This window comes from Actinomadura sp. GTD37 (genome assembly GCF_041951365.1).
In the GTDB taxonomy this organism is placed as follows: Bacteria; Actinomycetota; Actinomycetes; order Streptosporangiales; family Streptosporangiaceae; genus Spirillospora.
This window is the reverse complement of record NZ_JBGNUS010000006.1, coordinates 314,112-332,979: the sequence shown is the minus strand read 5'-3', so window position 1 is coordinate 332,979 and position 18,868 is coordinate 314,112. Positions and strand designations below refer to the sequence as shown.

Annotated in this window: 19 protein-coding genes; 9 read left to right on the top strand and 10 right to left on the bottom strand. The window is 75.0% G+C overall.

Annotated features, from left to right (window positions below; all coding sequences use genetic code 11):
• Positions 1–32: 32 nt before the first annotated feature.
• The 3 genes from ACA511_RS29010 (at position 33) to ACA511_RS29000 (ending at position 1,750) form a co-directional block, all read left to right on the top strand.
• Positions 33–662, top strand: coding sequence for a ClpP family protease (locus tag ACA511_RS29010; protein WP_375028081.1), 630 nt, complete (start codon positions 33–35; stop codon positions 660–662).
• A complete protein-coding gene (locus tag ACA511_RS29005; protein ID WP_375027805.1) occupies positions 659–1,264 on the top strand; it encodes an ATP-dependent Clp protease proteolytic subunit in 606 nt (201 codons plus the stop codon). The genes ACA511_RS29010 and ACA511_RS29005 overlap by 4 nt, the downstream gene beginning before the upstream one ends.
• Before the next feature lie 141 nt (positions 1,265–1,405).
• Positions 1,406–1,750, top strand: coding sequence for an RNA polymerase-binding protein RbpA (locus ACA511_RS29000; RefSeq protein WP_375028080.1), 345 nt, complete (start codon positions 1,406–1,408; stop codon positions 1,748–1,750).
• A 36-nt stretch (positions 1,751–1,786) separates the two neighbouring features.
• On the opposite strand, the gene ACA511_RS28995 is transcribed toward ACA511_RS29000, so the two are convergent.
• Both ACA511_RS28995 and ACA511_RS28990 read right to left on the bottom strand, forming a co-directional pair.
• Positions 1,787–2,449: a response regulator gene (locus ACA511_RS28995; RefSeq protein ID WP_375027804.1), complete on the bottom strand. Its 663-nt coding sequence runs from the start codon at positions 2,447–2,449 to the stop codon at positions 1,787–1,789.
• Entirely contained in the window at positions 2,446–3,435 is a 990-nt protein-coding gene (locus ACA511_RS28990; RefSeq protein ID WP_375027803.1) for a sensor histidine kinase, read from the bottom strand. The genes ACA511_RS28995 and ACA511_RS28990 overlap by 4 nt, the downstream gene beginning before the upstream one ends.
• Positions 3,436–3,571: 136 nt before the next feature.
• Between ACA511_RS28990 and ACA511_RS28985 the strand changes: the two genes are divergently transcribed.
• Genes ACA511_RS28985 through ACA511_RS28975 form a run of 3 tightly spaced genes read left to right on the top strand, consistent with a single transcriptional unit; the run spans position 3,572 to position 6,746 of the window.
• Positions 3,572–4,501: an ABC transporter ATP-binding protein gene (locus ACA511_RS28985; RefSeq protein WP_375027802.1), complete on the top strand. Its 930-nt coding sequence runs from the start codon at positions 3,572–3,574 to the stop codon at positions 4,499–4,501.
• Positions 4,498–5,964, top strand: coding sequence for a hypothetical protein (locus ACA511_RS28980; RefSeq protein ID WP_375027801.1), 1,467 nt, complete (start codon positions 4,498–4,500; stop codon positions 5,962–5,964). Before ACA511_RS28985 ends, ACA511_RS28980 begins: the two co-directional genes overlap by 4 nt.
• Complete coding sequence (locus ACA511_RS28975; protein ID WP_375027800.1) at positions 5,961–6,746, top strand: ABC transporter permease; 786 nt, start codon at positions 5,961–5,963, stop codon at positions 6,744–6,746. The genes ACA511_RS28980 and ACA511_RS28975 overlap by 4 nt, the downstream gene beginning before the upstream one ends.
• A 28-nt stretch (positions 6,747–6,774) precedes the next feature.
• On the opposite strand, the gene ACA511_RS28970 is transcribed toward ACA511_RS28975, so the two are convergent.
• The 6 genes from ACA511_RS28970 to ACA511_RS28945 form a co-directional block, all read right to left on the bottom strand.
• Positions 6,775–7,308 carry an FxsA family protein gene (locus tag ACA511_RS28970; protein ID WP_375027799.1) on the bottom strand — a complete coding sequence of 178 codons (534 nt, stop codon included), beginning with the start codon at positions 7,306–7,308 and terminating at the stop codon, positions 6,775–6,777.
• 123 nt (positions 7,309–7,431) lie between these two features.
• Complete coding sequence (locus ACA511_RS28965; RefSeq protein WP_375027798.1) at positions 7,432–8,178, bottom strand: polyprenol monophosphomannose synthase; 747 nt, start codon at positions 8,176–8,178, stop codon at positions 7,432–7,434.
• 5 nt (positions 8,179–8,183) lie between these two features.
• The gene (lnt, locus tag ACA511_RS28960) at positions 8,184–9,854 is read right to left on the bottom strand and encodes an apolipoprotein N-acyltransferase (protein ID WP_375027797.1); all 1,671 of its coding nucleotides are present in this window, start codon (positions 9,852–9,854) and stop codon (positions 8,184–8,186) included.
• A gap of 552 nt (positions 9,855–10,406) precedes the next feature.
• A complete protein-coding gene (locus ACA511_RS28955; protein WP_375027796.1) occupies positions 10,407–10,802 on the bottom strand; it encodes a hotdog fold domain-containing protein in 396 nt (131 codons plus the stop codon).
• Positions 10,795–11,649, bottom strand: a complete 855-nt coding sequence (locus ACA511_RS28950; RefSeq protein WP_375027795.1) for an OAM dimerization domain-containing protein — start codon at positions 11,647–11,649, stop codon at positions 10,795–10,797. The genes ACA511_RS28955 and ACA511_RS28950 overlap by 8 nt, the downstream gene beginning before the upstream one ends.
• Entirely contained in the window at positions 11,646–13,265 is a 1,620-nt protein-coding gene (locus ACA511_RS28945; RefSeq protein ID WP_375027794.1) for a lysine 5,6-aminomutase subunit alpha TIM-barrel domain-containing protein, read from the bottom strand. Before ACA511_RS28945 ends, ACA511_RS28950 begins: the two co-directional genes overlap by 4 nt.
• 269 nt (positions 13,266–13,534) lie before the next feature.
• Here ACA511_RS28945 and ACA511_RS28940 point away from each other — a divergent pair, with 269 nt between their 5' ends.
• Both ACA511_RS28940 and ACA511_RS28935 read left to right on the top strand, forming a co-directional pair.
• The gene (locus tag ACA511_RS28940) at positions 13,535–14,299 is read left to right on the top strand and encodes a hypothetical protein (RefSeq protein ID WP_375027793.1); all 765 of its coding nucleotides are present in this window, start codon (positions 13,535–13,537) and stop codon (positions 14,297–14,299) included.
• Between the two features lie 2 nt (positions 14,300–14,301).
• The gene (locus ACA511_RS28935) at positions 14,302–14,868 is read left to right on the top strand and encodes a hypothetical protein (protein ID WP_375027792.1); all 567 of its coding nucleotides are present in this window, start codon (positions 14,302–14,304) and stop codon (positions 14,866–14,868) included.
• A 131-nt stretch (positions 14,869–14,999) separates the two neighbouring features.
• On the opposite strand, the gene ACA511_RS28930 is transcribed toward ACA511_RS28935, so the two are convergent.
• The gene (locus ACA511_RS28930) at positions 15,000–15,800 is read right to left on the bottom strand and encodes an SAM-dependent methyltransferase (protein ID WP_375027791.1); all 801 of its coding nucleotides are present in this window, start codon (positions 15,798–15,800) and stop codon (positions 15,000–15,002) included.
• Positions 15,801–15,900: 100 nt separating this feature from the next.
• Here ACA511_RS28930 and ACA511_RS28925 point away from each other — a divergent pair, with 100 nt between their 5' ends.
• Positions 15,901–17,493 (top strand): PP2C family protein-serine/threonine phosphatase, encoded by a 1,593-nt coding sequence (locus tag ACA511_RS28925; RefSeq protein WP_375027790.1) that lies wholly within the window; start codon positions 15,901–15,903, stop codon positions 17,491–17,493.
• 7 nt (positions 17,494–17,500) lie between these two features.
• Here the strand turns inward: ACA511_RS28925 and ACA511_RS28920 are convergent, their stop codons facing one another.
• Positions 17,501–18,832, bottom strand: a complete 1,332-nt coding sequence (locus tag ACA511_RS28920; protein WP_375027789.1) for a DUF2252 domain-containing protein — start codon at positions 18,830–18,832, stop codon at positions 17,501–17,503.
• Positions 18,833–18,868 lie beyond the last annotated feature (36 nt).

Here is an 18,868-nt window from a genome sequence, read left to right as displayed (position 1 = left end):
TGATCGAGGAGGACCACGTGGGCGGTCAGGGCATGCGGCAGGACGGCGGACGACCGGCGGAGACATACGTGGGTAGATCACGGGCCACGGTGGCGGAGCTGCCGCGCCCGGCGGACCTGCAGCTGTTCGAGCGGCTCCTCGCGCAGCGGATCGTGTTCCTCGGCAGCGAGATCGACGACGGCCTCGCCAACCGGGTCAACGCGCAGCTGCTGCTGCTCGCGGCGCAGGACGCCCGGCGCGACATCACGATCTACATCAACTCCCCCGGCGGGGTCGTGGACGCGGGGATGGCGATCTACGACATGATGCAGTTCGTCCCGAACGACATATCCACCGTCGCGATGGGCATGGCGGCGTCCATGGGGCAGACGCTGCTGTGCGCGGGAACGCGGGGCAAGCGGTACGCGCTGCGGCACGCGCGGGTCATGATGCACCAGCCGCACGGCGGGATCGGCGGCACCGCGTCCGACATCAAGATCCAGGCGGAGCAGTCGCTCTACCTCAAGCGGACCCTCGCCGAGCGGACGGCGTTCCACACCGGCCGGCCGCTCGAGCAGATCGAGGCCGACGGCGACCGCGACGCGTGGTTCACCGCCGAGCAGGCCCGCGACTATGGTTTCGTCGACCACGTCATCGACAGCACCGACCGGGTGGGCACATGACACGTGCGGAACGGCGGTACCTCGTCCCCGAGTACGAGGAGCAGACGAGTTACGGCCGCAAGGACACCAACCCCTACAACAAGCTGTTCGAGGACCGGATCGTCTTCCTCGGGGCGCCGGTGGACGACATCAGCGCCAACGACGTCACGGCGCAGATGCTGGCGCTGGAGGGGATGGACCCCGACCGGCCCATCGCGCTCTACATCAACTCGCCGGGCGGGGCGCTGACGGCGATGCTCGCGATCTGCGACACGATGCGCTACGTCCGGCCCGAGATCGAGACGACGTGCGTCGGGCAGGCCGGGTCGGCGGCGGCGGTCCTGCTGGCGGCGGGCTCGCCCGGCCGGCGGCAGGCGCTGCGCAACGCGCGGATCCTGCTCCACGAGCCGGAGATCGAGGTCAGCCGCGGCTACGCCACCGACCTGGACATCCAGGCGCGGGAGGTGCTGCGCCTGCGGGCCCAGACCGAGGCGATCCTGGCGGAGGCGACCGGGCGGGACGCCGAGACGGTGCGGCGCGACCTGGACCGCGAGCGGTACTTCACCGCCGCCGAGGCCAAGGACTACGGGCTGATCGACGAGGTGCTCACGTCCCGCGGCTAGGGGCGGGCGCCGGAGGTTCCGCGCCGGCGGCCCGGTGCGGCCGGAAACAGCAGGGTTGGATCACCCCGGGCGCGGGAATCTTGTCACGGTGTTCAGCGTTGGTCAGGGCAAGACCGCAAGCCGTCTGGGAGGCACGTGACGATGGCCGAGCGCGCACTTCGCGGCACCCGACTCGGAGCGACGAGCTACGAGAACGATCGCAACACCGATCTGGCCCCTCGGCAAGAGGTGGACTACACCTGTACGAAGGGCCACCGGTTCACCGTGACGCTCGCAGCCGAGGCCGAGGTGCCGATGACCTGGGAATGCCGCAGCTGCGGCGCCACGGCCCTGCGGGTCGACGGGGAGCTGCCCCAAACCAAGAAGGGGAAGGCACCGCGCACCCACTGGGACATGCTCATGGAACGCAGGACCGTCGAGGATCTGGAGGAGGTCCTCGCCGAGCGTCTGGAGATCCTGCGGGCGGGCCGCAGGAAGTCCGCATGAGCGACTGAGTTTTCCGCGGGACGACGCGGGATACCGTCAGCCGTCCGAGCGCGGCCGGACGAGGCCGCTCTCGTAGGCGGTGACGACGGCCTGCACGCGGTCGCGCAGCCCGAGCTTGCGCAGGATCCGGCTGACGTGGGTCTTCACCGTCTGCTCCCCCACCACGAGGCGGGCGGCGATCTCGACATTGGACAGGCCCGCCGCGATCAGCCGGAGCACGTCGGTCTCGCGCGGGGTGAGGACGTCCAGGACGTCCGGCTCGGGCGGCCGGGGGCGCAGCCTGGCGAACTCGCCGATGAGGCGGCGGGTGACGGCCGGGGCGAGCAGCGCCTCCCCGGCCGCGACGACCCGGACGGCGTCGAACAGCCGCTCGGCCGTGACGTCCTTGAGCAGGAACCCGCTGGCCCCCGCGACCAGGGCGGCGTAGACGTGCTCGTCCAGGTCGAACGTGGTCAGCATGAGGACCCGCGGCGGGTCCGGTTCGGCGGTGACGCGGCGGGTGGCCTCGATGCCGTCCATGACGGGCATGCGCACGTCCATCAGCACGACGTCGGGCCGGTGCTCGCGGCACACCCCGACCGTCTCCGCGCCGTCGCACGCGGTCGCCACGACGGCCAGGTCGGGCTGGGTGCCGAGCAGCGCCCCGAACCCGGCGCGGACGACCTCCTGGTCGTCGGCGACCACCACGCGGACGGTCACGGCGCCTCCAGCGGGAGCGTCGCCTCGACCACGAACCCGCCGAGCGGGCCGGGCCCGGCGCGCAGGCCGCCGCCGACGGCGGCGGCGCGCTCGCGCATGCCGAGCAGCCCGTGCCCGTCCGCCGGGCCGGCCCCCGGGCCGGGGCCGTTGTCGCGGACGGTCACCCGCAGCGCGTCCGCCGCGTAGTCGACCTCCACGTCGACGGCGGCGCCCGCCGCGTGCCTGCGGGCGTTGGTCAGGGCCTCCTGGGCGATCCGGTAGGCGGCCAGCTCCAGGCCGGGATCGAGGACGGCGACGTCCCCGCGGACGATCAGGCGGGCCCCGGCGACCCCGGACTCGCGGGCCTCGTCGACCAGGCCGAGGAGCTCCCGCAGGCCCGGCTGCGGGCTGCGGGTCGGTTCGGCTCCGGCGTCCTCGCGCAGCACGCCGAGCAGCCGCCGCATCTCGGTGAGCGCGGTGCGGGCGGTGTCGCCGATGGCCAGCAGCCGCGCGGCGCCCTCGTCCGGCATCCCCGGGACCGCCAGCCGCGCCGTCTCCGCCTGCACCGAGATCATCGAGATGTGGTGGGCGACGACGTCGTGGAGCTCGCGGGCGATGCGGGCCCGCTCGCCGCGCGCGGTGTGCTCCAGCAGGGTGCTCTCGAACGCGCGGCGGGAGGCGTCGAGCGCGGCGGCCTCCGCGCGCCGCCGCAGGATCCGCCGCCGCACCAGGGCCGTCCAGACGGTCGCCAGCGCGGCGAGGGCGGCGATGGCCGCGCCCCGGTGCAGGGCGCACGCAGCCGCGGCCGCGACCGTGATCGTCACGGCGGCGGCGGTGATCCGGTCGCGGGCCAGGACGAGCGGCAGCGTCGCGCACACGTCCACCACGATGGCCAGCGACAGGGCCGCGCCCGAGCCGTGCGCGCGGTGGACGGCCTCGGCCGCGCCCGCCGCGGCCAGGCAGACGCCCGCCACCGGCCACCGCGACCGCCCCTCGCTCTCCCCCACGGAGGCCATTGTGGCGTGGACGGCGCCCCGGCGGCGTCCCTCCCGAGAGGGACCCCCCGTCCCCCGTCCCCCGCCCGCGAAGACGCCACCCCGGCGTGACGACGGGGGCCCGCCGCGGTCCGTAGCCTCCCTGGGCATGGAGGCAACCATCGAAGTGCGCGGCCTGCGCAAGCGGTACGGGGCGGCCCTCGCCGTGGACGACCTGTCGTTCACGGCCGGGCCCGGGCAGGTCACCGGGTTCGTCGGCCCGAACGGCGCCGGCAAGTCCACCACCATGCGGATGATCATGGGCCTGGACCGGCCCGACGCCGGGGCGGCGCTGGTCGGCGGGCGGCCCTACCGGTCGCTGCGGACGCCGCTGTGCCGCCTCGGCGCGATGCTGGACGCGGCGGCGGTGCATCCGGCGCGGCGGGCCCGCGACCATCTGCGCTGGCTCGCCCACGCCAACGGCCTGCCGGCCCGCCGGGTGGACGAGGTCATCGAGCTGACCGGCCTGGCGGGAGCGGCCGGACGGCGGGCGGGCGGGTTCTCGCTCGGCATGCGCCAGCGGCTCGGGATCGCCGCCGCGCTGCTCGGCGACCCGCCGGCGCTGATGTTCGACGAGCCGGTCAACGGCCTCGACCCCGAGGGCATCACCTGGATCCGCGGGCTGCTGCGGTCGCTGGCCGCCGAGGGCCGCGCGGTGCTGGTGTCCAGCCACCTGATGAGCGAGCTGGAGGGCGGCGCCGACCACCTGGTGGTGATCGGCCGGGGCCGGCTGATCGCCGACACCAGCGTCGGGGACCTCCTCGACGCCGCGTCGGGCGGGCGGGTCGAGCTGCGCACCGCGCGGCGGCAGGAGGCCATGACGGTGCTGGCCCGCGCGGGCGCCACCGTCGCGGCGGGGGGACCGGACGCGGTGACGGTCGCGGGCCTGCCGTCCGAGCGGATCATCGAACTGCTCACCGGCGCCGGGGTCGCGTTCACCGGGATCTCCGAGCACCGGGCGTCGCTGGAGGAGGCGTACATGGAACTGACCAGGGACGCGGTGGAGTTCCAGGCCGCGACCGGGCGGGAGGCCCGGTGACCGCCCCGGCGCCCGCCCCGCCTCCCGCCGCGCGGACGGAGTACCGCAGCGCCGTCGAAGCGGAGGCGCGCGACGGGTTCGGGCGGCTGGTGCTGGCCGAGTGGACCAAGCTGCGCACCGTCCCCCGGTGGATGCTGACGCTGCTGGCGTCGGTCCTGCTGACGGTGCTGGTGGCGCTGCTGTCGGGGGCCGGGTCGCAGTCCACCGGCTCGGGCGGAGGGGCCGGGCCCCCGCCGCTCACCGCGGCGTTCGACCTCGGCCACTTCACCTACCGGCCGCTCACCGGGGACGGCGCGGCCGTCGCCCGCGTCACGTCCCAGGACGGCGGAGGCGCGTGGGCGAAGGCCGGGCTCATGCTCCGGGGAAGCGCGCGGGCGGGCACGCCGTACGCGGCGCTGGTGGCGACGCCGGGCCACGGCGTCCGGCTCCAGACCGGCTACAAGGCCGGCGGGCAGGGGGGCGGGGCGGCCGCCCTGCCGCGCTGGCTGAAGCTGACCCGTTCCGGCACGACCGTGACGGGCTACGACTCGGCGGACGGGCGGGCCTGGCACCGCGTCGGGTCGGTCCGGCTGGAGGGCCTGCCGCGGACCGCGCTGGCCGGGATGGTCGTGGCCGTCCCCGACGAGGTCGAGGTGCAGCGGCAGTTCGGCGGCGAGAGCGTCTCCGGGCAGCCGGGCGGCACCCGCGCGACGTTCGACCACGTCTCGGTGTCGCCCGCGCCCCCCGGCGCGTCCTGGCGGGACCGGGGGGCGCCGGGCGGGCCCGCGGCCGACCCGTCCCTGGACGGCCGCACGCAGGCCGGCGGGACGTTCACGATCAAGGGCACGGGCGACATCGGCCCCGACCGGTTCGCCGACGACGTCACCAGGACGACGCTCACCGGCGCTCTGATCGGGCAGGCGGCGGTCGTGGCGCTCGCGGTGCTGTTCGTGACGGCCGAGTACCGGCGCGGGATGCTGCGCACCACGTTCGCCGCGAGCCCGCGCAGGGGCCGGGTGCTGGCGGCCAAGGCGGTCGTGGCGGGCCTGGCGTCGCTGGTGGCCGGGCTGGCGGCGGCGTTCGGCGCGGTGCTGCTGGCCGGGCCCGTCCTGCGCTCGCACGGCCTCTCGCCGCCGCCGGTGTCGGACGGCGCGGTACTGCGGGCCGTCCTCGGCACCGCGGCGCTGCTCGGCGTCGTCGCCGTGTTCTCGGTGGCCGTCGCGGTGATCGTGCGGCGCAGCGCCCCCGCGATCACGATCGTGCTGCTGCTCCTGCTGGTCCCGCAGATCGCCGCGACGGGACTGCCGCTGTCGGCGGCGCGCTGGCTGGAGCGCCTCACCCCGGCCGCCGGGTTCGCGATCCAGCGGACCGTCGCGCGGTTCGACGAGGCGATCGGGCCGTGGGCCGGGTTCGGGGTGCTGTGCGCCTACACGGCGGCGGCGCTCGCCCTGGCCGCGTGGCTGCTGCGGAGGAGGGACGCGTGAACGCGCTGCACGCCGAGTGGACGAAGCTGCGGACGCTGCCGAGCACCTGGTGGATCCTGCTGGCCCTGGCGGCGCTCACCGCCGCGGTGGGCGCCGCCGTGACCGGGTCCGTCGACACCTCGCACTGCACGAGCCCCGCCGGCTGCATGGAGGACACGCCCAAGCTGGCGCTGTCGGGCGTCCAGATCGGGCAGGTCGCCGCGGTGGTGCTCGGCGTCCTCGCGGTCGGCGGGGAGTACGCCACCGGGACGATCACGGCGACGCTGGCGGCCGTCCCGCGCCGCGCGGCCGTCCTGGCCGCCAAGGCCGCCGTCGTCGCGGGCGCGGCGGCCGCCGCCGCGGCGCTCGGGGTGGCGGCGTCGCTGGCGGCCGGGCGGGCCCTGCTGCCCGGCAACGGGTTCACGGCCGCGAACGGCTACCCGCCGCTGTCCCCGCTGGACGGCCCCACGGCGCGCGCCGCCGCCGGGACGGTCCTGTACCTGGTGCTGGTCGCGCTGCTGTCCCTCGGCGCGGGGACGGCGCTGCGGGAGCCGGCGGCGGCGATCACCGCGGTGCTGGCGCTGCTGTGGATCGTCCCGGTCGTCACCCGGCTGGCCGGGGACGCGACCTGGCAGGAGCGGCTGGAGAAGGTGTCGCCGATGCCCGCCGGCCTCGCCGTGCAGGCGACGCGGGGACTGGACCGGCTACCTGTGGGGCCCTGGGAGGGCCTCGGCGTGCTCGCCGCGTGGGCGGCGGCGGCGCTGGTGGCGGGCGGCGTCGTGTTCGCCGTGCGGGACGCCTGACGCGGCCCGCGCCGGGACCGGCGCCGGGTCAGGCGCGCGACGCCGTGTCGTCGTCCTCGTGCACGACCTCGCCGCGGACCACCGGTCCCGGCGGGGTCTCGACCCGCTCGGGGCCGCGGCCGCGGCCGAACGGGTCGAACCCGGCGCCGCCCGCGCCCGGCGGCGGGAACACGGTCGCGGCCCGCTCCTCGGCCGCCCGCATCCGCCGCACCGCGAACGAGGACAGGCCCCGCCGGACGAAGGGGCGGGTGAACGGGAGCACCAGCAGCAGCCCGAGCACGTCGGTGACGAAGCCGGGGAACAGCAGCAGTATCCCGCCGGCCATGACCAGCGCGGCGTCGCCGAGTTCGCGGTCCCGCAGGACGCCGGTGCGGACGGTGTCGTGGAGCGCGCCGTAGGCGCGGCGGCCCTCCCGCCGGATCAGCCAGGCGCCGAGCACGGTCTCGGCGACCAGCAGCCCGGCCGTGGGCCAGGCGCCGATCGCCCCGCCGACCTGGATGATCACGAAGATCTCCAGCGCGGGGACCAGCAGGATTCCCAGGAGGATCAGCAGCGGCAGCATGGCCTCATCTTCGGGTTCGTCGAAAGCCTCTCCCCTGTACAACGCCGGGACGGGCCCGATCGTTTCCCCGCCGGCCCGGCCGGGCCGGCGGGGCGGGGTCCGGACGCAGCGGGGCGGGCCGGGTCAGCGGGGCGGGCGGAGCTTGCCGACGCGGTCGGACACGCCCCACTGGGTGATGCGCAGCGCCGCCTCGGCCATCACGTCCCGGCTCATCTTGCTGGTGCCGTGCTCGCGCTCGACGAACGTGATCGGCACCTCCACCACGCGCAGCCCCTGCCGCAGCGCCCGCAGCGCCAGGTCGATCTGGAAGCAGTAGCCGCGCGAGTCGACCTCCTCCAGCCCGATCTTCGCCAGCGTCGCGGCGCGGAACGCGCGGTAGCCGGCGGTGGCGTCGTGCAGCGGGATGCCCAGCATCAGCCGGGCGTAGGTGTTGGCGCCGCGCGACAGCGCCTCGCGCCGCTTCGGCCAGTTCCGCACCTTGCCGCCGGGCACCCAGCGGGCGCCGATGACGAGGTCGGCGTCCTCCAGCGCGGCGAGCAGCCGCGGCAGCTCCTCGGGCTGGTGGGAGCCGTCGGCGTCCATCTCGACCATGACGTCGTAGCCGTGCTCGGCGGCCCACCGGAACCCGGCGATGTAGGCCGGGCCGAGCCCGTCCTTGCCCTCCCGGTGCAGGACCTGGATCTGATCGTCCCGGTCCGCCATCGCGTCGGCCACCTTGCCGGTGCCGTCGGGGCTGGCGTCGTCGACCACCAGCACGTCCACCGACGGGACGGCCTCGCGCACCCGGCCGGCTATGCGCTCGATGTTGTCCCGCTCGTTGTAGGTCGGGATGATCACGAGCACCCGGCCGAGGTCGGCTGGGATCTCCATCGGTGTCAATTCCCCTCGTTCTTCCTGGCTGTCCATGCCGCCGCGAGGACGGCGCCGAGCCCCAGCGCCGCGAGCGCCCACTCCGGCGCCGCGCCGAGCCGGTCCGACAGGGTCCGCTGCGTGCGCGCCGGGACGGTCCGGACCTGGATGTCGGGGACGAACTCGCGTGACTCGTCGAGCATCCGGCCGTCCGGGGCGACGATCGCGCTGATCCCGCTGGTGGCGGCCACCAAGATCGTACGGCCATGTTCGACCGCGCGCAGCCGCGACATCGCGATCTGCTGCGGCGGCAGGCTGGTGCGGCCGTAGGTGGCGTTGTTGGTCTGCACGACCAGCAGGTCGCCGCGCGCCACGTCGCGGACCTCCTTGTCGTAGGCGACCTCGAAGCAGATCACGTCGCCGACGGTCGCCGGGCCGAGCCGCATCACGCCGGAGCGGGCGCCCTTGGCGAAGTCGCGCGGGATCCGCTCGAACCGGGTGATCAGCTTGGTGAGGACGTCGCGGAACGGCAGGTACTCCCCGAACGGCACGGGGTGGCGCTTGACGTAGTAGTCGCCGGGGCCGCTCCGCGGGTCCCAGACGATCCCGCGGTTCTCGACCTTCTCGCCGTCCGGGGTGTCGGTGAGGGCGCCCACGAGGACGGGGACGCCGACGTCCTTCACCGCGCCGTCGATCGCGGTGTAGGCGTCGGGCTCGGAGTAGGGGTCGAGGTCGCTGGCGTTCTCCGGCCACACGACCAGCTCGGGCCGTGGCACCTGGCCCGCGCGGACCTTGGCCGCCAGTTCGTGCGTGGCCTTGACGTGGTTGTTCAGGACGGCCTTGCGCTGGCCGAGGAAGTCCAGGCCGAGGCGCGGCACGTTGCCCTGGACCACCGCGACGGTGACCGGGCGGCCGGACGCCGGCGTGGGGATCAGCATGCCGCCGCCCACGACGGCGGCGATCACCGCGAGGCAGGCCGCGAGCGGCGCCGGGCCGCCCCGCGCCGGGCGCGGCGCGGCGTCGTCCCCGGCCGGGGACGAGCCGGCGCGGCGGGCGCGGCGGAGCCGGTGGGCGGCCACGGCGGCGTAGGCGAGGAGCCCGCCGATCAGGGCGGTCAGGAACGTCACCAGGGGCGCCCCGCCGTAGGACGCGTACGGGGTGAGCGGCGTCGCGGTCTGGCTGAAGGCCAGCCGCGCCCACGGGAACCCGCCGAAGGGGGCGCGGCCGCGGACCAGCTCCTCGACGATCCACAGCGCGGCCGTCCAGACCGGCCAGCCGGGCAGCCGGGTGACGACCGCGATGCCGGCGCCGAGCGGCAGGAAGTAGGCGGCCTGGACGAGGCTGAGGACGATCCAGGCGTCCGGGCCGATCTGGGCGATGCCCTCCAGCACGGGCAGGAAGAACGCGGCGCCGGCGAGGAAGGCCAGCCAGGCGCCGGTGCGGGCCGTCCGGCCGCGCAGCACGAGGGTGAGCAGCGCGACGCCGACGGGCGCGAGCGGGGTGAGGTCGATCGGCGGGAACGCCGGCCACATGGCCAGCCCTGCGGCCACGGCCAGCAGGGTGCGGGGCCAGCCCGCGCGGCCGCCGCGGCGCAGACGGCTCAGCCGTCCCCGCGGCTCCCCGCCGCCGGCCGCGCCGCCCGGGCCCTCGCCGGGTCCCGTGGCCGGCGACCGGTCCGGGAGGGTCTCCTGGGCCACGTCCCCCACCTCGTTCGCTCGTTCCCTCCCCGGAACGCTACCGGGCGCGGGCGTCCACGGCGACCGCGGCCGCGCCGGACGGCGCGCAGGAGGGCCGCGGCGGGCGTCGGAGGGGCGCAGGAGGGGTGCTGGAGGGATCGGAGCCCGGACACGGAAGAGGGCCCGCGACATCCATCGGGCCGGAGTCGTCCCACAGGCGGTGAGAACGAGGCTCCGTTTTCTACTGGATGTCCGGGCCCTTCCCGGGTCCAACCCCCCGCGCGATCGGGCGGCTCCACCCGGGCCCGCTTCCGGACCCCGCACTGGCTGAGGCGGGCACGATGCCGACCACTCGCGTGATCCCCGTCCCCGTCGTGGTGCGGTGCCCGGCGGCGCCTCGGGCGGCCGATCGGTGAGTCCCGTGCTGGACTGGAGCAAAACTACCGGCTTCCGGCCTCATGTCAACCGCCGCATGCCCTGCGGCGACTCCCCGTCGTCGCAGGTCAGCGACTTGATCAGCCGTCCGCGAAATCCACCGTGAAGATCGGTCGGCACGGCGCGGCGGCACGGGTGTCAGCCGCCGGGCGCGGCCACGACGACCGTGCCGGTCGCGGTGACCGCGACGATCGGCTCGGGCAGCACCTCGGCGGCCGACTCCCCCTTGTCCGGGCGGCCCCGGCACACCACGCGGGCCTCGAACTCCATCGCGCGGCTGCGGGCGCCCGCGCGGGTCAGCACCGCGGTGGTCTCCAGGACGTCGCCCGCCTTGACGGGCGCGCGGAACTGGACGTCGGTGTAGGAGGCGAACAGGCCCTCGTCGCCGTCGGTGCGGACGCACAGCTCCGTGGCCGCGTCCCCGAACAGGCCGAGGACGTAGGCGCCGTCCACCAGGTCGCCCGCGTAGTGGGCGTGGGAGTAGGGGATGTAGCGGCGGTGGGTGACGGTCGTCCCCTCGCGCGGATCACTCATCGTCGGTCACTCCGTCGGTCTCTCCGTCGGCATCCCGGTCGGTCCGGGCGGGCAGCAGGGCGTGGACGAGGTAGGCGGCGACCTCGGCGGGCGTGGTGCCCTTGCCGAAGATCCGGTCGACGCCGAGGTCGGCCTCGGTGACGGTGTCGAACCGGGGGCCGCCCACCACCAGCAGCGGCCGTCCCATGCCCCCGGCCACGGCGGTCGGGTACTCGGCGTGGAACGCGGCGGCCATCTGCTTGGTGTTGTGCAGGTGGGCGTTGCGCTGGGTGACGACCTGGGAGACCAGGACGGCGTCGGCGTCCTCGGCCTTCGCGCGCTCCACCAGCTCCTCCACCGTGACCTGCGCGCCCATGTTGACGACCTCGATCTCCCGGTAGTACTCCAGGCCCTTCTCCCCCGCGAACCCCTTGACGTTCAGGATCGCGTCGATGCCGACCGTGTGGGCGTCGGTGCCGATGCAGGCGCCGACGACCACCAGGCGCCGGTTCAGCGCGCCGCGGATCGCCAGGTTCACCTCCTGCGAGGTCAGCAGCGGGTAGGCGCGCTCCTCCGGGACGGGGATGGACGCGTAGTCGATCAGGTGCCGCACCTTCCCGTACACGATGAAGAACGTGAAGTCGGGCCCCATCGGCTTGGCGTGCACGACGCTGGCGGGGTCCAGGCCCATCTTCCCGGCCAGCTGGAGCGCGGCGGCCTCGGCGCGCTTTCCGGCGGGGACGGGCAGGGTGAACGACATCTGCACCATGCCGTCGCCGGTGGTGTCGCCGTAGGGTCGGACGACCTGCCGGGTGTCGGCGGGCTCCGCGGGGGCCCGGGTCCCGGTCCCGGGGCTCTCGACCGTCATGCGGGCACCTCCTGCTCGGCGGCGGTACGGGCGGCGTGCGGGTCCTCGGTGTCGAGGATGTCGATGGCGGGGTTGAAGTAGCCGTCGGCGCGGGGGACGACGCCGTCCAGGCCCTTGCCGCCGTCCGGCGGGCGGCGGGTGACGCCGAAGGTGCCCTCGGCGATCGCGTCCAGCAGCCCGTCGTCGGCGATGCGGCCGAGCAGGTCGACCGACTCCGACAGGACCTGCTTGGCGCGCTGGACGAGCATGCCGTCCGGGCGGGGCATGAAGTCCTCGGCGAGGTTCCCGCAGGCGTCGCGGACGTAGCGGACGTTCTCCAGCGCCAGGTCGCGGTCCGACAGCCAGGGGGTGTGGATGCCCTCGGTCATCATCCCGATCAGGATGATCGACTGCCCGGTCATCACCCCGGCGAGGTTGAAGAAGGCGTCCAGCAGGTAGCCGGCGAAGATGTTGCCGGTCATGTGCTTGGTCGGCGGCATGTACTTCAGCGGCGCGCCGGGGAACAGCTCCCGGACGAGCTGGGCGTGCGCCAGCTCCAGCCGGAACGACTCGGGGATCGCCGGGTTGATCTCGAAGGCGTGGCCGAGGCCGAGCTGGGCGTCGGTGAGGCCCGCCTCGTGCCCGAACCGCTCGTTCAGCAGCTGGCTGACGACCACGGTGTGCGCGGCGTCGACCGCGTCGGCGGTGGTGAGGTAGTTGTCCTCGCCGGTGTTGATGACGATGCCGGCGCGGGCGTGGATCTGCCGGGAGAAGCGCTGGTCGATGAACGTCCGGCGCGGGTTGATGTCGCGGAAGATGATCCCGTACATGCAGTCGTTGAGCATCATGTCCAGGCGCTCCAGCCCGGCGAGCGCCGCGATCTCCGGCATGCACAGCCCGGACGCGTAGTTCGTCAGCCGCACGTACCGGCCCAGTTCGCGGGACACCTCGTCCAGGGCGGCGCGCATCAGCCGGAAGTTCTCGCGGGTGGCGTAGGTGCCGGCGTAGCCCTCCCGGGTGGCACCCTCGGGGACGAAGTCGAGCAGCGACTGGCCGGTGGAGCGGATCACCGCGACGACGTCGGCGCCCTCGCGCGCGGCGGCCTGCGCCTGCGGGATGTCCTCGTAGATGTCGCCGGTCGCCACGATCAGGTAGACGAGCGGGCGGGGCGGGTCGGCCGCGTCGGGCGGGGGCAGCTCGGCGAGCAGCCGGTCGCGCTCGGCGCGGCGCCGGTCGATGCGGGCCATCCCGGCGCGCGCCGCCTCGCCGGCGGCCTCGCGGGCGCGGGCAGCGCCGGTCCCGGACGGCAGCCGGAACGACACCCGGCCGCGGGCGGCGTCCCGGGCGAGGTCGCCGAGGGACGCGTGCCCGCCGGTCAGCAGCGCGTCCCAGACCGGCAGGGCCAGGCCGTGCTCAAGGCCGACCTGGTCGCGCACGGCGTCGGCGAGGTGGTTGGCCCAGGGGCGCCCCCCGTCGTCGGCGCCGGTGAGGCCGGCCAGGCGCAGCAGCGCCCGCTCCACCGAGACGGTCGTGTGGGACCGGGCCATGCGGATGATCGGTTCCGCGGCCCGGGCGGCGAGCCGCCGGGCGGTGCGCACCGCCTCCGGGTCGAGGTCCAGCTTTCCCTGCGGCGCCATTGCCGTCTCCCCTCACGCAGCCGCCCCTCTCGGGCCGGTCCGAGCAATCATCCGTCATGCCGGGTTCTCTACGGGAGATCTTCCGGCATGAACACGGTATTTCACAAGAACTGGCGGCAGAACTCCCCCACCTCCCTTCCCCGCATCGGTCACCTTCCCTGGCCGGGCGGTCACGTCACCTCCAGGTGACGGTCAGCGCGAAACCCACCGGTAGCAACGATCCGTGAAATTACACTCACCCCGAGTGATGACGACGACCCGGGAGGGGCATGATCGTTTATTGTGCGGCCGCCGCCTGCGCCATCGGCGTGGTGCTCGTGGCGAGCCGGCTCGTCCGGCGCTGGAAGGGCGTGGACGACCCCGACCCCGACGGGCCCACCACGGCGCACACCGGGGCGATGCTGTCGGCGCTGTTCCTGCTGGCCTTCGCCATCGCCGTCGTCGTGCCGTGGACGACGGCCGACGCCGCCCGGTCCAACACCTACGCCGAGAGCCAGGCGATCTCCGAGGCGTACTGGGCCGCGGGCCGGCTGCCGCCGCCCGACGCCCGGCACGTCCAGGCCGGGCTCGGCAGCTACGTCGCGCTCGTCCGCGGCCCCGAGTGGAGGCTCATGGAGCGGGGCCGGCTCAGCCCCCGCGGCCAGGAGCAGCTGGACGGCCTGCGCCGCGACGTCATCGCCGTCAAGGCCGACACGGACGAGCTGAAGGACGCCCGCGCCGCCGTGCTCGACCACTTCACCGCGATATCCGCCGCCCGCGCCCAGCGCGCCATGGACGCCCGCACCACCCCGCCCCAGGGGCTGCTCGCCGTCACCGTCCTCACCGGCCTCGCGGTGGTACTGCTGCCGTTCCTGTCCGGGGCCCGGCCGCGCGGCGCGTCCCTGGTGCCGCTGTCGCTGATGGCCGCGCTGCTCGCGGCCGGGACGTACCTGACCGTGGACATCTCGCACGTGTTCAGCGGCGCCCTGGCCGTCCGCCCCGACGCGTTCACCGGGCTGCAGGCCGAGTTGCAGCGCATCGCGGGAGGTGGGTGAGCGTGCGCGCCAGGCTCGCCGCGCCCGTCCTGCCCGCCGCGGTCGCGGGCGCCCTCGCCCTCCCCGCCTGCGCGCTCGCGGCCCCGATCCCGCCGCCGCCCCCGCCCGGAATCGGAGTCGGGATCGGGATATGCGTCGACATCGAGATCGGCCCCGGCGCGGGGCCGGCCGACGGCTGCGCCGAGCCCCCGCCGCCCGACACCCCCGAGCCGCCCCCGCCGGAACCGCCCCCGCCCGCGGAGGAGCCGCCCCCGGCCCAGCCCCCGGAACCGCCCCCGGCCGAGCCCGCCCCGCCCGTCCCGCCCGCGCCGCACAACCCGAAGCCGGCGCCGCCGCGTCCCCGCCCGGTCGCGGCCCGGCCCGCGCCGCCACCGCCGCCGCGGACCCGCCCGGTGCCCGAACCCACGCGGCCGACGCCGCCCGAGGAGACGTCCCCCGCCCCGGCGCACACGGCGCCGCGCGCGGTGCACACGCCGCAGCGGCGCCGCAACCCGCTGAGCACCTCGCTCGTCCTGGTCGTCATCGCGGTCGTCGTCAGCGCCGGAACCGCCATCGCCTTCGCGCACTAGCCGGTGCGGCCCGCAGGCCCGTCCAGGCCAGCCGCCCCAGGCAGTGGGCATCCAGGATGGTGAGCGCCCGGGGCGGTAAGCGATCAGCGCGGTAAGCGTCCAGGGCGCCGGGCGATCGGGGCGGTTAGCGATCAGGGCAGGCGGGCCACGCCGCCGAAGACGAGGTAGCGCTCGGGGTCGTCGACCGCGTCGCCCTCGTCGGGGCGCCACAGGGGCACGTACACCAGGCCGGGGTCGAGCAGCTCCCAGCCGTCGAAGAACCGCAGGATCTCCGCGTACGACCGGGAGACCGCCGGGGACGTCGCCCGGTCGTAGAGCTTGCCGATCGCGGCGGTCTTGCCCGGCTGCGCCTCGTGGGTCAGGTGGGAGATCACCAGGTGGCTGCCGGGGGCGGCGACGTCGCGCAGTCGCGCCACGATGCCGGCCGGGTCCTCGTCGGGCGTGACCAGGTGCAGCGCCGCCACCAGCAGGAACGCCACCGGTTCTGACAGGTCGATCAGGCGCTTGAACTCCGGGTCGGCGAGGATGTCGGCCGGGCGCCGCATGTCGGCCTGGAGGATCGCCGTCCCGTCGTCGTCCGCGAGGATGCTGCGGCTGTGCGCCACGGCGACGTCGTCGTTGTCGACGTACACGACCCGCGCGTCCGGGGCGACGCTCTGCGCGACCTCGTGCACGTTGCCCTGCGTCGGGATGCCCGACCCGATGTCGACGAACTGCGCGACGCCGGCCCCGGCGACCGCGCGGACCGCGCGGCGCAGGAACGCCCGGTTCGCCCGCGCCAGTTCCCGGGCCTGCGGCTCGACCCGCAGCAGCCCGGTCGCAAGGTCACGATCGGACGCGTAATTGTGGTCTCCGCCGAGCAGGAAGTCGTACACCCGTGCGACGCTTGGCCTTCGACTGTCGACCTCGGGTGGGATCCACTCGGAGTCCATGCATCGTCTCCCTTGACCGAGGGGGTGCCGTCCGCGGGGCGGGCTCAGCGTAACGCGAGTCGCCCGGGGCGTCCCCCGCGAACGGCGACAGCGAGGACCGATGTCCGAACAGCCCGCGGGGCCGGAACCGGCGACCGTCCTGCTCGCCCAGGACGGCAGGATCACCGGGTGGAGCGACGATGCCGCACGCCTGTTCGGCCACGACGCCCGCGACGCGGTCGGTGCGGCGCTGCCCGCCCTGCTCGGCCGCCCCGCCGCCGCCGAGCCCCTGGCGGCCGCGCTGAAGATGGCCGGGTCCGGCCGTTCGTGGTCCGGCGTGCTGCCGCTGTCGGGTGACGGCGTGTCCGTCACGTGCGCCCCGATCGCCTGCGCGGACGGCGTCACCGCCGTCACGCTGACCGTGTCGCCGCCCTGGGCCGGCGGCCTGGAACTGCTGAACGAGGCCGGCCGCCGCATCGGCTCCACCCTCGACCTGCACCGCACGGCCCGCGAGATCGTCGCCGTCACCGTCCCGCGGTTCGCCGACGCGGGCGCCATCTACGTCCTGGAGCGACTCCTCGCCGACGACGACCAGCCCGCCGCGGAGGCCGACGGCTCGGCGGTCGTGCGGCGGCTCGCGGTGGCGTTCGCCGAGGACGACCCGCGCGAGTGGTCCCGCGAGTTCCCCGTCAACGAGGTCATCGTCTACCCGCCGTCCACCCCGTACGCCCGCTGCCTCACCGCCGGCGGCATGATCGAGTTCGGCGGCGACGCCGTCCAGGACGCGATGGCGCGGCAGACCGGCCGCGTCATCGACGGGCTCCTCGACCACGTGTCGCTGCTGGCGGTGCCGCTGGTGGCGCGGGGCCGGTCGCTCGGGTTCGCGGTGTTCAGCCGCAAGCGCGGCCGGCTGCCGTTCGCCGCCGCCGACACGGCGCTCGCCGCCGAGCTCGCCGGGCGCGCCGCGACGTGCGTCGACAACGCCTGCCTGTACCGCCGCGAGCACCGCACCGCGACCACGCTGAAGGCCGGGCTGGTGCCCACCGGGGTCGCCGCCCCGCCCGGCCTGGAGATCGCGCACCGCTACCTCCCGGCGGCCAGCGGCGTCGGCGGCGACTGGTACGACGTGGTGCCGCTGCCCGGCGACAGGGTCGCGGTGGTGATCGGCGACTCGGTCGGGCACGGCGTCACCGCCGCCGCGGCGATGGGGCAGCTGCGGGTCGCCGCGCACACCCTGGCCAGCTGCGAGTTCCCGCCCGCCGAGGTGCTGGAGCGGCTCGACTCGATCGCCCAGGACCTGGACGCCGCCCAGTTCGCGACCTGCCTGTGCATGGTCTGCGACCCGGCGACGCTGCGCTGCGAGCTGGCGTGCGCCGGGCATCCGCCGCCGCTGCTGGCCCTCCCCGACGGCACCGCGCGGCGCTTCGCGTTCCCGCACGGGCTGCCGCTCGGGGTGTCCGACCCGGCGCACCCGGCCGCGTACGAGCAGGCGCCGGCGGAGATCCCGGCGGGCGCCACCCTCGCGTTCTACACCGACGGGCTCGTGGAGAGCCGGATGCGCAACGTGGACGAGGGCATCTCCCGGCTGGCGTCCGCCCTGGTCGCCTCGCAGGCCGGCACGCTGGAGGAGACCGCCGACGGCGTCCTGGCCCTGCTGTCCGACCAGCAGGGCCACGACGACATCGCGCTCCTCCTGCTCCGCCCCGCGCCCTGACCCGGCGCTACAGGCCGGGGATCTCGTGGTTGCGGAAGGCGTCCACGAAGTAGGCGTGGTCGTCGCGGACGATCTCGGCGTACCGGGTGCCGAACGCGACCATCGCCTCGACGAACGCCGACTCGTCCGCGCCGATCGCGGCGTGGATGGCGTCCTCGACCTGGAACCCGACGAGGGTGTGGTCGGAGTCGGTGTCGGACACGCAGTGCACCTTGGCGGTGGCGCGGCCGAGGTCGTCCAGGACGGACAGCATGTCCTCCGGCTCGGTGAGGCCGCCCCAGTCCAGGTCCTCCTCGTAGGGGGACAGTTCCTGGACGACGTAGCCGACGTCGCCGATCTGGGTGTACCCGAGCCACGGGTCGCTGTTGGCCTGCAGCGCCCGGCGGGACACCGCGGTCCGGTGCCCGTGGTGCAGGAAGTACTCGCGGATGCGCGGGTCGTCGACGACGCGGCTGGGCGCGGCGACGTTGCCCTGCTTCATCGACAGGACGACGTCGTTCTCCAGCGCCTGGGTGTTGCCCTCCACCAGGATGTTGTAGGCCGACAGCCCGGCCGAGCCGATGCCGAACCCGGACGCGCCCACGATGTCCTTGACCTCGTAGGTGAGGCTGCCGAACCGCTTCTCGCTCGGGATGGTCGCCAGGTACTCCTGGTAGGCGGCCTCGACCTCGGCGCGTTCGGCGTCGTCCAGGCGGCGGACGCCGGGCCGGTCGCGGAACCGGCGGTCGGGGCCGTCCACGACGGTCATCTCCGCGAGCAGCCCGATGCGGGTGCCGCCCATCGCGGCGACGAGCACGTCGCGGACGTAGCCGTCGGTGGTGTCGAGGGTCAGCGCGAACTTCTCGTCGCCCTCGTGCGCGGCGAACCGCCGGACCTGGTCGACGTAGGCGCGCACGTAGGACTCGATCAGCCGGCGGATGTCGGCGTCGGAGATCGCCTTCTGCCAGGCCAGCAGCGCCAGGCTCGCGACGAGCCGCTTGACGTCCCAGGTGAAGTGGCCGACGTAGGCCTCGTCGTAGTCGTTGACGTCGAAGACGAACACGCCGTCGTCGTTCATGTAGGTGCCGAAGTTCTGCGCGTGCAGGTCGCCCTGGATCCACACGCGGGACGTCCGGTCGTCGGCCCACGGGTCGTCGTCGTCGGCGATGTCGGCGTAGAACAGGCAGGCGCTGCCCCGGTAGAACGCGAACGGGTCGGAGGCCATCTTGCGGAAGCGGCGGCGGAACTCGGCGGGGCTGCGCTCCATCAGGTCCGAGAACGCGTCGACCAGGACGTCGACGATCTGCGCCTGGCGCTCCTTCGGGTCCCGCCCGCGCAGCTTCTCGGTGATGCTCGCCATTCTCTCTCCCTCGATGATCGGGTGAGCCCCGCCGCT

Excerpts from the sequence above, each read along its gene's own strand:
- ACA511_RS29010 (WP_375028081.1), top strand. The coding sequence starts at position 33 with ATGCGGCAGGACGGCGGACGACCGGCGGAGACATACGTGGGTAGATCA.
- ACA511_RS29005 (WP_375027805.1), top strand. The coding sequence starts at position 659 with ATGACACGTGCGGAACGGCGGTACCTCGTCCCCGAGTACGAGGAGCAG.
- ACA511_RS29000 (WP_375028080.1), top strand. The coding sequence starts at position 1,406 with ATGGCCGAGCGCGCACTTCGCGGCACCCGACTCGGAGCGACGAGCTAC.
- ACA511_RS28985 (WP_375027802.1), top strand. The coding sequence starts at position 3,572 with ATGGAGGCAACCATCGAAGTGCGCGGCCTGCGCAAGCGGTACGGGGCG.
- ACA511_RS28970 (WP_375027799.1), bottom strand. The coding sequence starts at position 7,308 with ATGCTGCCGCTGCTGATCCTCCTGGGAATCCTGCTGGTCCCCGCGCTG.
- ACA511_RS28965 (WP_375027798.1), bottom strand. The coding sequence starts at position 8,178 with ATGGAGATCCCAGCCGACCTCGGCCGGGTGCTCGTGATCATCCCGACC.
- ACA511_RS28955 (WP_375027796.1), bottom strand. The coding sequence starts at position 10,802 with ATGAGTGATCCGCGCGAGGGGACGACCGTCACCCACCGCCGCTACATC.
- ACA511_RS28950 (WP_375027795.1), bottom strand. The coding sequence starts at position 11,649 with ATGACGGTCGAGAGCCCCGGGACCGGGACCCGGGCCCCCGCGGAGCCC.
- ACA511_RS28945 (WP_375027794.1), bottom strand. The coding sequence starts at position 13,265 with ATGGCGCCGCAGGGAAAGCTGGACCTCGACCCGGAGGCGGTGCGCACC.
- ACA511_RS28940 (WP_375027793.1), top strand. The coding sequence starts at position 13,535 with ATGATCGTTTATTGTGCGGCCGCCGCCTGCGCCATCGGCGTGGTGCTC.
- ACA511_RS28930 (WP_375027791.1), bottom strand. The coding sequence starts at position 15,800 with ATGGACTCCGAGTGGATCCCACCCGAGGTCGACAGTCGAAGGCCAAGC.
- ACA511_RS28925 (WP_375027790.1), top strand. The coding sequence starts at position 15,901 with ATGTCCGAACAGCCCGCGGGGCCGGAACCGGCGACCGTCCTGCTCGCC.
- ACA511_RS28920 (WP_375027789.1), bottom strand. The coding sequence starts at position 18,832 with ATGGCGAGCATCACCGAGAAGCTGCGCGGGCGGGACCCGAAGGAGCGC.